Origin of the sequence: Streptomyces flaveolus, from assembly GCF_014648815.1 — a bacterium.
Lineage (GTDB): Bacteria > Actinomycetota > Actinomycetes > Streptomycetales > Streptomycetaceae > Streptomyces > Streptomyces flaveolus.
This window is the reverse complement of the sequence record NZ_BMRV01000005.1, coordinates 62328-75363: the sequence shown is the minus strand read 5'-3', so window position 1 is coordinate 75363 and position 13036 is coordinate 62328. Positions and strand designations below refer to the sequence as shown.

14 protein-coding genes are annotated in these 13036 nt (G+C 73.4%); 7 read left to right on the top strand and 7 right to left on the bottom strand.

Going from position 1 to position 13036, the window contains the following annotated elements; genetic code table 11:
- The first annotated feature begins 5 nt into the window (after positions 1-5).
- On the top strand, positions 6-758 hold the full coding sequence (locus IEZ05_RS14075) for a DUF72 domain-containing protein (protein ID WP_189230429.1): 753 nt from the start codon (positions 6-8) through the stop codon (positions 756-758).
- 70 nt (positions 759-828) lie between these two features.
- Here IEZ05_RS14075 and IEZ05_RS14070 read toward each other — a convergent pair whose 3' ends face one another.
- The gene (locus IEZ05_RS14070; RefSeq protein ID WP_189230428.1) at positions 829-1197 is read right to left on the bottom strand and encodes a GntR family transcriptional regulator; all 369 of its coding nucleotides are present in this window, start codon (positions 1195-1197) and stop codon (positions 829-831) included.
- Between the two features lie 71 nt (positions 1198-1268).
- Here IEZ05_RS14070 and IEZ05_RS14065 point away from each other — a divergent pair, with 71 nt between their 5' ends.
- Both IEZ05_RS14065 and IEZ05_RS14060 read left to right on the top strand, forming a co-directional pair.
- On the top strand, positions 1269-2195 hold the full coding sequence (locus tag IEZ05_RS14065) for a GNAT family N-acetyltransferase (RefSeq protein WP_189230427.1): 927 nt from the start codon (positions 1269-1271) through the stop codon (positions 2193-2195).
- The gene (locus IEZ05_RS14060) at positions 2176-2676 is read left to right on the top strand and encodes a DUF402 domain-containing protein (RefSeq protein ID WP_189230426.1); all 501 of its coding nucleotides are present in this window, start codon (positions 2176-2178) and stop codon (positions 2674-2676) included. Before IEZ05_RS14065 ends, IEZ05_RS14060 begins: the two co-directional genes overlap by 20 nt.
- A gap of 11 nt (positions 2677-2687) precedes the next feature.
- On the opposite strand, the gene IEZ05_RS14055 is transcribed toward IEZ05_RS14060, so the two are convergent.
- Positions 2688-3305, bottom strand: a complete 618-nt coding sequence (locus tag IEZ05_RS14055) for a class I SAM-dependent methyltransferase (protein WP_189230425.1) — start codon at positions 3303-3305, stop codon at positions 2688-2690.
- Positions 3306-3417: 112 nt separating this feature from the next.
- Here IEZ05_RS14055 and IEZ05_RS36775 point away from each other — a divergent pair, with 112 nt between their 5' ends.
- Positions 3418-3552 carry a hypothetical protein gene (locus IEZ05_RS36775; protein WP_268255197.1) on the top strand — a complete coding sequence of 45 codons (135 nt, stop codon included), beginning with the start codon at positions 3418-3420 and terminating at the stop codon, positions 3550-3552.
- 25 nt (positions 3553-3577) lie between these two features.
- On the opposite strand, the gene IEZ05_RS14050 is transcribed toward IEZ05_RS36775, so the two are convergent.
- Positions 3578-4039, bottom strand: a complete 462-nt coding sequence (locus IEZ05_RS14050; RefSeq protein ID WP_189230424.1) for a GNAT family N-acetyltransferase — start codon at positions 4037-4039, stop codon at positions 3578-3580.
- Between the two features lie 166 nt (positions 4040-4205).
- Between IEZ05_RS14050 and IEZ05_RS14045 the strand changes: the two genes are divergently transcribed.
- Entirely contained in the window at positions 4206-5258 is a 1053-nt protein-coding gene (locus IEZ05_RS14045; RefSeq protein ID WP_189230423.1) for a lytic polysaccharide monooxygenase auxiliary activity family 9 protein, read from the top strand.
- A gap of 85 nt (positions 5259-5343) precedes the next feature.
- On the opposite strand, the gene IEZ05_RS14040 is transcribed toward IEZ05_RS14045, so the two are convergent.
- Both IEZ05_RS14040 and IEZ05_RS14035 read right to left on the bottom strand, forming a co-directional pair.
- Positions 5344-6207 (bottom strand): esterase/lipase family protein, encoded by an 864-nt coding sequence (locus IEZ05_RS14040; protein ID WP_189230422.1) that lies wholly within the window; start codon positions 6205-6207, stop codon positions 5344-5346.
- Positions 6208-6380: 173 nt separating this feature from the next.
- Positions 6381-6827, bottom strand: a complete 447-nt coding sequence (locus IEZ05_RS14035) for a MarR family winged helix-turn-helix transcriptional regulator (RefSeq protein ID WP_189230421.1) — start codon at positions 6825-6827, stop codon at positions 6381-6383.
- Positions 6828-6927: 100 nt separating this feature from the next.
- On the opposite strand from IEZ05_RS14035, the gene IEZ05_RS14030 reads away from it, so the two are divergent.
- The gene (locus tag IEZ05_RS14030) at positions 6928-7302 is read left to right on the top strand and encodes a cupin domain-containing protein (RefSeq protein ID WP_189230420.1); all 375 of its coding nucleotides are present in this window, start codon (positions 6928-6930) and stop codon (positions 7300-7302) included.
- A 12-nt stretch (positions 7303-7314) separates the two neighbouring features.
- Here the strand turns inward: IEZ05_RS14030 and IEZ05_RS14025 are convergent, their stop codons facing one another.
- Positions 7315-8283: a DNA polymerase Y family protein gene (locus IEZ05_RS14025; protein WP_189230419.1), complete on the bottom strand. Its 969-nt coding sequence runs from the start codon at positions 8281-8283 to the stop codon at positions 7315-7317.
- On the bottom strand, positions 8280-11807 hold the full coding sequence (locus IEZ05_RS14020) for a DNA polymerase III subunit alpha (RefSeq protein ID WP_189230418.1): 3528 nt from the start codon (positions 11805-11807) through the stop codon (positions 8280-8282). The genes IEZ05_RS14025 and IEZ05_RS14020 overlap by 4 nt, the downstream gene beginning before the upstream one ends.
- Before the next feature lie 153 nt (positions 11808-11960).
- Between IEZ05_RS14020 and IEZ05_RS14015 the strand changes: the two genes are divergently transcribed.
- Entirely contained in the window at positions 11961-13019 is a 1059-nt protein-coding gene (locus tag IEZ05_RS14015; RefSeq protein ID WP_189230417.1) for an ABC-2 transporter permease, read from the top strand.
- Positions 13020-13036 lie beyond the last annotated feature (17 nt).

Genomic DNA, 13036 nt, shown 5'->3' with positions numbered 1-13036 from the left:
GGGGTATGACCCTGTTCGTCGGCACGTCGGGCTGGCAGTACCGGGACTGGCGGGACGTCCTGTACCCACCCGGCCTGCCCGTACGGCTGTGGCTGGAGCGGTACGCGGCCGGCTTCGCGACGGTGGAGATCAACAACGCGTTCCACCGGCTGCCCGCGCGGGAGACCTTCGAGGGCTGGCGCGAACGGGTGCCGCCGGACTTCGTGGTCGCGGTCAAGGCGAGCCGCTATCTCACCCACATCAAACGCCTGCGGGACCCCGAGGAGCCGGTCGACCGTCTGATGGCCCACGCGGCCGGTCTGGGCGACCGCCTCGGCCCGGTGCTGCTGCAACTGCCGCCGACGCTGCGCGGCGACGCGGGCCTGCTGGACGCCTGCCTGGCCTGCTTCCCGCCCGGCACCCGGGTCGCGGTGGAACCCCGGCACGAGTCCTGGTGGACGCCCGAGGTGCGCGGGGTGCTGGAGTCCCGGGGCGCGGCGCTGTGCTGGGCGGACGTCCTGGCCCGCCCGGTCACCCCCCTGTGGCGCACCACCGACTGGGGCTACGTCCGCTTCCACCAGGGCAGGGCCGCCGCCTGGCCGCACTACGGCCGCCGCTCACTGGCGACGTGGCTCGACCGCATCGCCACGACCTGGCCGGACGGCCACGACGTCTACACCTACTTCAACAACGACCCGAACGGAGCGGCCGTTCGCAACGCGGTGACGTTCGCCCGGCTGGCCCGGAGTAGGAATCTGACGGTCACACGCACCCCCTAGGGGCGCGGGGAACTGCGCGACCAGCCGCGATGCACCCGCGGACGAGAGACCGGCCCCGCCACAACGGCGCTCAGTCCCCGTAAGCCGCCCGCAACGCATCCCGCACAGCGGCCACCGCATCCCCCTCCGGAAGCCCGAGCCGCCGAGCCCGCTCGGCATAAACCCGCGCCGCCGCCGCCAGCTCCCGCTCCGCCGCCGAGCCCGCCGCGGCGACGAACGTTCCGTTGCGCCCCCGCGTCTCGATCACCCCGTCCGCCTCCAGGGCCCGGTACGCCTTGGCGACCGTGTTGGCGGCGAGCCCCAGGGACTCGGCCAGTCCGCGCACCGTCGGCAGCCGGTACCCGACGGGCAGCGCGCCCGACCGCGCCTGTTCGGAGATCTGCGCGCGCACCTGCTCGTAGGGCGGGGCGCCGTCGTCGATGTGGATCTTCAAGGTCACCCGGCGATTGTCCCGCACCCGCCGGAAATTCGAAGGCATCGCGCCCCCCGCCCCGCGTAGCGTGCGGCCCCATGACCGTCATCGTGCGCGATCTGCGCCCCGGGGTGCGGGCCGACCTGGAGGGCTTCGCCCGGGTCCGGCACGCCGCCCTGCCGTACATCCTGTTCACCCCGGACTCGATCGTCCACGCCCTCACCCGGTCCCACCCGAAGGCGCGCTTCCGTTCCCTGGTCGCGGAGGAGGACGGGGAGATCATCGGCACCGCCCAGGTCGGGCTGGTCCACGACAGCCCGGAACCCGGGCAGGGGTTCCTCAACATCTACGTCCACCCGGACAAGGTCCGGCACGGTGCCGGCGGACTGCTGGCGCGCACGGCCGAGGAGTACCTGGCCGGCGAGGGCGCCACGAAGCTGTTCGCCTGGGTGCTGGACGAGCCCGCCGCCCGGGCCTTCGCCGAACGGCACGGCTACGAGCGGCGGCGCTCGGCCCACTTCCTCCGGCTGGACCTGGTGAACGGCACGCTCCCGCCCTCGTCGCCCCCTCCCCCGGGCGTCGAGTTGCGCACCGCGGCCGACTTCGAGGACGACCCCCGCCCGCTGTTCGCGCTGGACGCGGAGACGGCGGCGGACGAACCGAGCGACGTGGACTACGAGTTCACGGACTACCAGGCCTGGCTCGCGGAGACCTGGCGCCATCCGCTGCTGAACCGGGAGCTGACCACGGTCGTGCTCGTCGACGGCCGCCCGGCCGCGTTCAGCGTCGCCCACACCTCCGGCACCCGCTACTCGACCGCCATGACCGGCACGGCCGGCACCCACCGCGGCAGGGGCCTGGCCAAGCTCGCCAAGACCGACTCCCTGCACCGCGCCCGTGCGGCGGGGTGCACGGAGGCCTTCACGGGCAACGACACCGGCAACGGCCCGATGCTCGCCATCAACAAGGGGCTCGGGTACGAGGTCTGCGCGACGGAGGTGCGGTATGTCCGCGAACTCGGCTGAGTCACCGGCCCGGCTGGAGGTCGTCCTGGTCAAGGCGGGCCGCACCAAGATCCGTTACCCGGGCGAGCTGCTGTACGACGACGGCACGCGGGTCGTGGTCCGCGCCCTCTGGGCCGGTGACGGCGTCCGCGACTTCGGCTTCGTCCGCTTCGAGGCCGGTGACGTCTTCACCGAGTACTACTGGCGCGACCGCTGGTACGCCGTGAAGGAGGTCCGTGCCGCCACGGGCGCGGTGAAGGGCTGGTACTGCGACATCACCCGCCCCGCCCTGCGGACGGGTGAGGAACTGGTCGTCGAGGACCTCGACCTGGACCTGTGGCGCTCCGCGGACGGCACGGACGTACGCCGGCTGGACGAGGACGAGTTCGCCGAGAGCGGCCTGGCGGAGCGGGACCCGGAGGCCGCCGGTGCCGCCGTGGCCGCGCTGGACGAACTGGAGCGGCTGGCCCGCGGGGACCGCTTCACGGATCTGCTGGCGTAGGGACCCGGTGGTCACGCGGGCAGCGCGACCACCGCGTACCGCTCGTCGTCGACCTCCTTGCCCCACAACGACGGGTCGTCCGACAGCCGTTCCACCCGGACCTGACCGCCGAGCGAGGCGAGGAGCCCGGTGAGCCGGCCGGCGGGTATGCCGACCGGGGTGACACTCCCCCACACGCCCTCGATCAGAACCAGCCGCCCTCCCGGCCGCAGCAGCTCCCGCCAGTGCGCCAGGACGCGGCCGGGGTCGGGCAGCGTCCACAGCACGTGCCGGACCAGGACGGCGTCGAAGCGCCGCTCGCCCACCGGCGGTGCCCCGGCGTCACCGACCAGGAACACCGCGTCGCGACCGGCGAGTTTCGTCCGGGCCAGCTCCACCATCGCCGGGGAGAGGTCGACGCCGGTCACCCGGTGTCCCTGCTCGGCCGCGAGGAGCGACAGACTGCCGGTGCCGCAGCCCAGATCGAGGACGTCACCGGGACGGCCGGGCAGCCAGGACCGCAGCCGGGCGGCCCAGGCCCGGCGCACGGCGGGGTCGCGCAGCCCGTGGTCGGACTCCTCGTCGAAGGTGGCGGCCCTCGAGTCCCAGTCGATACTCGATGCAGTCGTCCCGTCACTCTCGCTCGTCATGTACTCAAGCGTGACATCCACCACTGACAGCGACGCATCGATGAGGAACTCTCGGGGAAAGGGTCTACCTCCGTGAGAATGCGGAACCCGGTGGATCCGTGAGGAGGCAGCCATGCGCCGTCTGACCGTGCAGAAGCCCCTGAAGAAGACCGACGCCCGCCGAGTCCGTGAGGAGGCCGACGAGCGCCCCGCGGGGCGTCCGGAGGTCCGGAAGGACATCGCGCGCACATGGTGGCCGGACCACTGACCGGGGCTCCCGGCCATGAGACGCGTCAGAGCAGCCGCTTGCGGTAGTGGACGCGGTCGTAGGGTCCGTCCACCCGGCGCTCCACGACCTCGTACCCGTACTTCGGGTAGATCCGCTGGTTCTCCCACATCAACGCGTTCGTGTAGAGCCTGACCTCGGGCAGGCCCAGCGCACGCGCGCGTGCGTCCACGAACCGCAGCAGCCGCCGCCCCACGCCCGTGCCGTGCGCGTCGGGGTGGACGGCGATGCTGTCGAGGAACAGATGGTCCTCGAACGCCTCCAGCACCACGAGGCCCACGACGGGACCGCCCGGGGCTCCTTCCGTGACGAACACCTTCCCCGCGGCCACGTCCGCCGCGTGGTCCGCCTCCATGGGCTTCGGCACCACCCCGATGCGCTCGATGTACGGGCGGTACGCCGCGTCGGTGACGGCCTCGACGGCGGGCACGTCGGCCGCGGCCGCCGGCCTGATCTCCTCGTTGCTCATACCGCGAACGGTAGTTACCTGAGGGCAGTCTGAGCACTCCCTTAACGCGGCCATAAGGATCGCCGCTACCCGCTCCCAGCAGGGGATTTCTCGGTTTCCAGGGGCTAGCTTGCTGATCACCCCACGGGTTCCGGCCCAAGTCCCAGTGATCGTCGAGGAGTTCCCCATGCCCGCACCCCGCAGGGTCGCCGCCGCCGTCGCCGTCGGCCTCGCCCCGCTCGCCCTGACCGCGCTGGCCGCCGCGCCCGCGTCGGCGCACGGCTCGATGGGCGACCCGGTCAGCCGGGTGTCGCAGTGTTACGCCGAGGGCCCCGAGAGCCCGAAGTCGGCCGCGTGCAAGGCCGCGGTCGCGGCCGGCGGCACTCAGGCGCTCTACGACTGGAACGGCATCCGCATCGGCGACGCCGGCGGGCGGCACCAGGAGCTGATCCCGGACGGCAGGCTGTGCAGTGCGAACAGCGAGGAGTTCAGGGGCCTCGACCTGGCCCGCGCCGACTGGCCCGCGACCGGGGTGAACAGCGGCTCGTACACCTTCAAGTACCGGGTGACGGCCCCGCACAAGGGCACCTTCAAGGTCTACATCACCAAGCCCGGTTACGACCCCGCGAAGCCGCTCGGCTGGGGCGACCTGGATCTGTCCGCCCCGGTGGCGACGGTCACCGACCCGGTGGCCTCGGGCGGCTACTACACGTTCTCCGGCACGCTCCCCGAGCGCACCGGCAAGCACCTGCTGTACGCGGTCTGGCAGCGCTCGGACAGCCCGGAGGCGTTCTACTCCTGCTCGGACGTGTCCTTCGGCGGTGACAGCGGCGGCGGTACGAGCGACGGTGACGCGGAGAGCGGCGCCGCCCCGGCTCCGTCGGCCTCCGCACCGTCCGAGGAGCAGCTCGCGGCGGCGGAGGACAAGGCGACCGTCGAGCACCACGGGCACGGCGACCAGGACGCCGCGACGACGACGGACCCGACCGACCCGGCCGCCGCTCCGGCCACGCCGGCGGCTCCGGCGGCTCCGGACGAGACCCCCGGGGCCGCCGCGGCCGGTGAGCCCAACGAGGTCAGGGCCGCCGGTGCCGGTACCGAGAACCTCGCCGAGACCGGCGGTGACAGCAGCACCTCGTACCTCGCCGTCGGCGGTGCCGCCACCCTCGCGCTCGGCGCGGCGGTGCTGTTCGCGTCGGTGCGCCGGCGGGCGCTGGTCGGCGGCCGGCACGGTCGCTGACCGGGGCCGCAGGGGGAACGCGGGGCTTGTCCGGCGGCTCAGGCCGGGCAAGCCCCGCGTGGTGTGCCGGATGCCGGTGCCGGGGTCAGCCGAAGACCGAGGCGCAGGTGGTGGGGGTGGCGCGCGCCGGGTCGAGGGCGTTGGCCACCTCGTGGAAGGCGATCCGGTCGAACAGCCCGATCGCCAGGTGCTCGGACAGGTCGAGCGGGCACAGGTCCTGCAACAGGACGTTGCGCACGCCGGGCCCGCTCAGGTACTGGCCGCGGTACGGCGTGACCACCTCGTCGTACCGGGTGGCGAGGACGGTGTAGCGGACGCCGGGCACGGTGTCGCCGCCCTCGTTGAGCTTGGTGAGGACGTCGGAGCCGACGATCTGGTCGGCGAGGGCGGGGGTGTGCTCGTTCAGCAGGTCCTCGGCTCCGGGGAAGTACGGCAGCAGGTGCGTGAGGCCGGACAGGGTGGTGCCGTGGTTGCTGGGCGCGATGCCGACGAGGGCGTTCACCTTGCCGGCTCCGCCGAGGAACTTGAGGTAGTAGCGGGGCATCATGCCGCCCTGCGAGTGGCCGACGATGTCGGCCTTCGCGGCGCCGGTCGCGGCGAGCACCTTGTCGACGTGGGCGGAGAGCTGCTCGGCCGACTTCTCGACCGGTCCGAGGCCGTGGAAGAGCGGGACGCCGGGCAGTTGCCCGTAGTCGAGGGAGAAGACGCAGTAGCCGCGGTGCGTCAGGTAGGGCGCGAGGCCCAGCCAGTTGTCCACGGAGTTCCCGAGGGTGCCGTGGACCAGGACGACGGGGCGGGGGTGGGCGGCGGACGGCTTGCAGGTGTAGTCGTTCCAGCCGGTGCTGGGGCGCGCGTCGGCGGCGTGGACGGTGGTGGCGGGGACCAGGACGGCCGCGGCGGTCAGCAGCAGCGCGGCGAGGGGTCTGAGCACTCGCTTCCAGGGCAGCATCGGGTGATCTCCTTGCGGATCGAGGGAGGTGCGACGGCATGACGCCCTGTGATCCGGATCACGGGATGCTGTTCACCCGTCAAGTTACGGGCGAGTAGTGCAAGTGTGAAGTTACGCGTCAGTAAAAACTTCCAGTGATAACTGACACCGGTCGCGCCCCTGGTGATAGAGGGTCACCAGCTGGGCCGCACAGGCCCGTTGGGTGCGACGCGGGCCAGAAGGCCGTACAGCGTGCGGACCTCGCCCTCGCCGATCACGTCGGTCCACCCGCGCACGGCCTCGGCCGCCGCCTCCTCGGCGGCCCGCGTGCACGCCCACCCCCGCTCGGTCAGCACGACCAGCCGGGCCCGCGCGTCGGCGGGGTGCGGCCGGCGTTCGGCGTACCCCTTGCGGACCAGCTCGTCGACGAGCTGACTGGCGGCCTGCTTGGTCACCCCGAGGTGCGCGGCGAGGTCGGTGACCGTCGCGCCGTCCGGGGCGAGCCGGGTGAAGGCGAAGCCGTGGGCGGGCCGCAGTCCTGCGAAGCCGCGGGCGACGACGCCCTCGTGGATGCGCTGCGTGAGCCCGCCGGCGGCGGCGAGCAGGGCGGCGGACAGGGCCATGGCATCGGAGTTCTGCACGGGGGCATTGAAACACCCTTGACGAATTGGTCAAGCAACTTGACCATAGGGGCATCCGAATCAGTCAAGCTGCTTGACCATTGCCTCCAGGGAGACCGTCATGCCCGTCGTCCGCTCGTCCGAAGGCGTCACCCACGAGATCCACGGCGCCCGCTTCGTCTCGTACGCCACCCCCCGCACCGGCAGCAAGGAGCTGTGCGCCTGGCGGGGCGAGATCCCCGCGGGGACGAAGGCGCCCGCGCACACCGTCAACCGGGAGGAGATCTTCCATCTGCTCACCGGCGAGCTGCTGATCACTCTCGACGGCCGCACCGAGCGCGTCACCGCGGGCGACACCGTGATCATCAACCCGGGCGCGACCCTCGCCGTGGAGAACCCCACCGACCGGACGGCGACGTCCTGGGTCACCACCTCCGTCGGCCTGGAGGCCGAGCTCGCGGACGGCACCCGGATCACTCCCCCGTGGGCCAACTGACCCGCGGGGGCGTCACGCCGCCAGCGACCCCGGCATCACCGCCCTCGGTCCGAACTTCGCCCGCGCGCGGTCGGCGACCTCCTCGATCCGGCGGACCTTCTCGTCCACGGGGTCGAAGGTGAGCTGGTGGGAGGCCTGCTCGGCGGGGGCGAGGCCCTCGGTGCGCAGGGTGACCGAGCGGACCCGGGCGCGCTGGAGGCCGAGCGCCTCGTACATGCCGTACGCGGCCCGCGTCAGCGCCGCCGAGTGGGCGGTGGGCTCCTTCAGGGTGCGGCTGCGGGTCGTGGCCGAGCGGTCGGCGTAGCGCACGGTGAGGGTCAGGGTGCGGCACACCTTGTCCACGGCGCGCAGCCTGGAGCCCAGTTCCTCGGCGGCCGAGAGCAGGGCGCGGCGGTGCCGGCCGGGGTCCAGCTCGTCGCGGGTGAAGGGGCGTTCGGCGGCGAGGGAGCGCGAGATGCCGTTGGGGACGACCCGGCCGCGGTCGACGCCCTGCGCCTTCTCGTGCAGCTCGCGGCCGGCCCTCGCGCCGACCAGCCGCTGGAGCGTGGACAGGGGTGCGGCGGCGACCCGGCCGAGGGTGTCGAGGCCGTACTCGCCCAGGGTGCGGGCGGTCGCGGTGCCGACGCCGGGCAGCGCGGCGACGGGTTTGCCGGCGAGGAACTCCCGCGCCTCGTCCCCAGGCACCGCGCGGGTCAGCCCCGGCCGGGCGTCCCGCAGCGCCATGCGGGCCAGCATCGGGCCCGGACCGGCGCCGATCACGCAGTCGACGCCGTACAGGGCGAGGGCGCGGACGCGGATCACCGAGGCCAGTTCCACGGCGTCGCGCCCGAAGTACCGCTCGGCGCCGCGCAGGTCGGCCAGCGCGCCGTCCGGCGGCAGCGCCTCGACGACCGGCGTGAACTCCTCCAACAACCCCAGCAGCCGGGGCAGGGCCGCCTCGTACATCGGCGGCAGCTGGAAACGTACGCAGAGGATCGTCATCCCGCACTCCCCGGACTCTGGTGCCACAACTTCCTTCCCACCGCGGGCCCTTCGCCCGCGGGGCGCAGATCGGCCCAGGGGTGCATCTCGTACCCCGTGGACATGCGGATCTTCCGCTGCTCCATCGGGTCCCGGGCCGCGGAGCCGGCCGGCGCGGGCTGCCCGTCCGAACCGGCGAGGCGGCGGCGCGCCGGGCCGCCCCCGGGGTCGTCGTCCCGGCTTCCGCCCACTCCGGCCAGCCGGGCCGCGACGCCCTCCAGCCCTTCCTCCCGGCGTACTTCCAGCAGGTCGGCGAGGTTCCAGGCGGCGGAGCCGACCACGCTGAGGCTGCGCGGGCCGCGCCGCTGCACCACCCCGCGCACGAGCAGCAACCAGGAGTGGAAGACGGTGTGCGCGCAGGTGTCGTGGGAGTCGTCGAAGAAGGCGAGGTCGACCAGGCCGGAACCGTCGTCCAGGGTGGAGAAGATGACCCGGCGCCCGGAGCGGATCGGCGGGGTCTGGGTGGCCGCCTTGGCGCCCGCGACCAGCACCGTCTCCCCGTGCCGGGCCTCGCGCAGCCGCTTGGCCGACACCACGCCCAGCTCACGCAGGAAGGTGCGGTGGTCGTCCATCAGGTTGCGCGAGGCGTCCATGGAGAGCACGCCCAGTTCGGCACTGAGCTTCTCCTCCGAGGTGAGGTCCGGCAGTCCGGCCGACGCGGTCCTCCGACCGCCGGACAGCGGGAGCTGGTCGCCGCGTCCGCCCCGGGCGCCGCGGTGCAGTTCGGTCAGGTGCAGTTGCAGGTCGCGGCGGTTGGCGCCGAACGCGTCCAGCGCGCCGACCTGGGCGAGCCGTCCGGCCAGCGGCCTGCTGGGGCGGGCCCGTTCCCAGAAGTCGAGCAGGGAGGCGTAGGGCTGCCCCTCGGCGATCCGTTCCGCCTCGGCCTCGCTGATGCCGTGCACGTCCGAGAGGGCGAGGCGCAGTCCCCACGCGGCGGGCTTCCGGGACCGCGATTCAGACACCAGTTCGATCCTGTGTGCGACCCCCGACTTGTTCACGTCCAGCGGCAGGATCGGCACCCCGCGCCGCCGCGCGTCCGCCAGCAGCAGCCGCTTGGGGTACATGCCGGGGTCGTGGGTGAGCAGACCGGCGTAGAAGGCGGCCGGGTGGTGCGCCTTCAGCCACGCCGACTGGTAGGTGGGCACGGCGAAGGCGACCGCGTGCGCCTTGCAGAAGCCGTAGCTGCCGAAGGCCTCGACGATCTCCCAGGTCCGCTGAATCGTTTCCGCGTCATAGCCGTTCGCCGTCGCGTGCTGGGCGAACCACACCTTGATCCGCCCCTGCGACTCCGGGTCGGACAGCCCGCGCCGCACCCGGTCCGCCTCGCCGCGCCCGCAGCCGGTCATGATGGCGACGATGTCGATGATCTGCTCGTGGAAGACGACGACCCCGTAGGTGCCCTCCAGCGGCTTCGCCAGGTCCTCGTGCGGATAGCGCACCGGCGCCCGCCCGTGCCGGGCCTCGATGAACGGCCGCACCATGTCGGCGGCGACCGGGCCCGGCCGGAAGAGCGAGATGTCGACCACGAGGTCGTGGAAGGTCGACGGCTGGAGCCTGCCGACCAGGTCCCGCTGGCCCGGCGACTCGATCTGGAAGCAGCCCAGCGTCTCGGCGGAGCGGATCAGCCGGTACGTCGCCGGGTCGCCCTCCGGTACGGCGTCCAGGTCGACCTCGGTGCCCGTGGCCCGCTTCACCTCGGCGACCGCGTGCGCCATCGCCGACTGCATCCTGACGCCGAGCACGTCCAGCTTGAGCAGCCCCAGGTCCTCCACGTCGTCCTTGTCGAACTGGGCCATCGGGAAGCCCTCGCCGCTGGTCGGCATGACCGGCGTGCGGGAGAGCAGCGAGGCGTCCGACAGCAGCACTCCGCAGGGGTGCATGGCGATGCCGCGCGGGAGGGCGTCGAGGCCCTCGACCAGTTCCCAGAGCCTGCCGTACCGCTCCTTCTCCCCCGCCAGCTCCCTCAGCTCGGGCAGTTCCTCCAGCGCCGCGCGGGCGTCGCGGGCGCGGATGTGCGGGAAGGACTTGGCGACGCGGTCGATCTCGGCGGGGTCCATGGACAGGGCGGCGCCGACATCGCGGATGGCGTGGCGCACCCGGTACGTCTCCGGCATGGCGACCGTGGCCACCCGCTCGGTGCCGAACCGGCCGATGATCGCGCGGTAGACCTCCAGGCGGCGCGCGGACTCCACGTCGATGTCGATGTCGGGCAGCACGACCCGCTCCTTGGACAGGAACCGCTCCATCAGCAGCCCGTGTTCGACCGGGTCGGCGTGGGCGATGCCGAGGAGGTGGTTGACGAGGGAGCCCGCGCCGGAGCCGCGCGCGGCGACCCGGATGCCCATGTGCCGTACGTCGTCCACGACCTGGGCGACGGTGAGGAAGTAGGAGGCGAAGCCGTGGTGGGCGATGATGTCCAGCTCGTGGTGCATCCGCTCCCAGTACTCCCGGCGGCCGGCGTATCCGCGCAGCACCATGCCCGCCGCCGCCCGGGAGGCGAGCGCGCGCTGGGCGGTGCGACGGCCGGCGCCGACGAGGTGCGGTTCGGGGAAGTGGACGGCGCCCATGCCGAGGTCGTCCTCGGGGTCGACCAGGCACTCGGCGGCCGTGGCCCGGGTCTGCTCCAGCAGGCGGTGGGCGGTGTCGCGCCGGAAGCCCGCGGCCTCGACGATCCGTTCGGCGGCCTCCCGCATGGCACCGGCGTCCTTGAGCCAGGCCTCGCCGGAGTCCAGTTCCTTGGTGGCGTCGACGGGGACCAGGCGGCGGGCGGCGTCCAGGACGTCGGCGACGGGGCCCTGGCCGGGGTCGGCGTACCGGACGGCGTTGGCGAGCACCGGCCGGATGCCCTGCTCGGCGGCGAAGCCGACGGTGCGGGCGGCCAGGCGCAGGGAGCCGGGGCCGGTTCCTGTGCGGCCGTGCCAGACGGCCTCCAGGCGCAGGGCGTCGCCGTAGACCTCCCGCCAGGGGGCGAGGAGCTTCGCCGCGCGGTCGGGGCGGCCGGCGGCGAGGGCGCGGCCGACGTCGGAGTCGGGGCCGAGCAGGACGGTCAGGCCGTCGGCGTGGTTGTCGGGCCAGGACAGCAGCGGGGAGGTCTCGGCGGTGTGGGCGGCGGAGACCAGACGGCACAGGTCGGCCCAGCCGCGGGCGCCGTCCCGGGCGAGGAAGGTCACCCGGGGGGCCGACTCGTCGACGAAGGCGCCCCCGCGCACGGGGGTGCGGCGCCGGTCCCGGCGTACGGCGGTGTCCGTGCGGTCGGCTTCGGGCTCGGGGGCCGCCACCGCCAGCTCCGCGCCGAACAGGGGGCGGACGCCCGCCTTCGCGCAGGCCTTGGCGAAGCGGACCGTCCCCGCGAGGGTGTCGCGGTCGGTGAGCGCGAGGGCGTCCATGCCCCGCTCACCGGCACGCTCGGCCAGCCGCTCCGGGTGGGAGGCGCCGTATCGCAGGGAGAACCCGGAGACGGTGTGCAGATGCGTGAAACCCGGCACACGCACCTCCCGATCTCATGAACCCGACGCCCTATCGAACGTCTGTTCCCAACTACCTCACCCCCACCATAGACCAATTTTCGAATGTGTGTGCGACATCCGTTCGGCCCCTCCCCACCTGCGCAAACACCCGCCGCCCCGGACCGTGGGGACATGTCCCACACCCCAGGCACCAGCACGCGGAGCGGCTCCTTCCTCGGGGAGGTGAAGGACGCCGTCACCCCGCGGGCCACCCTGCTCGTGCTCGGTGTGATCGCGCTCCAGCTGCTGTTCATCGCCTCCTACGTGGGAGCGCTGCACGACCCGAAGCCGAAGGACGTACCCTTCGGGGTCGTCGCCCCCCGGGGCGCGGCCGAGCAGACGGTGGCCCGCCTGGACCGGCTGCCCGGGTCGCCGCTGGACCCGCGCACGGCGGCCGACGCGGCGAGCGCCCGGCAGCAGATCCTGGACCGGGAGATCGACGGCGCCCTGGTCGTGGACCCGGAGGGCGGGACGGACACCCTGCTGGTCGCCTCCGGCGGCGGCACCGTCCTCGCCACCGCCCTGGAGGGCATCGTCGGCAAGCTGGAGGCGGCCGAGCGGCGCTCGGTGCGCACCGTGGACGTGGCCCCGGCCTCGGCCCAGGACTTCGACGGGCTGTCGTCCTTCTACCTCGTCGTGGGCTGGTGCGTCGGCGGCTACCTGTGCGCCTCGATCCTGGCGATCAGCACCGGCGCCCGGCCCGCCAACCCGCGCCGCGCGGCGATCCGGCTGATCGTGATGGCGCTGGTCGCGATCGTCGGCGGCCTGGGCGGCGCGGTGATCGTCGGGCCGATCCTGGGTGCGCTGCCCGGCAGCGTGGTGGACCTGTGGGGGCTGGGCGCCCTGATCACCTTCGCGGTGGGCGCCGCCACGCTCGCACTCCAGGGCCTCTTCGGGATCGTCGGCATCGGGCTGGCGATCCTGCTGGTGGTGATCGCGGGCAACCCGAGCGCGGGCGGCGCCTTCCCGCTGCCGATGCTGCCGCCGTTCTGGAAGGCGATCGGCCCGGCGCTGCCGCCGGGCGCGGGCACCTGGGCGGCCCGCTCGGTCGCGTACTTCAAGGGCAACGACCAGACCCTGTCCTTGCTGGTGCTGTGGTCATGGGCGGTCGCGGGGACGGTGATCACGCTGCTGGCGGCCGCGCTGCGCCGCCGGCGGCAGGAGACGGAACTGCCCACGCAGGCCGGCTGACCGCCGTACGCACGCGG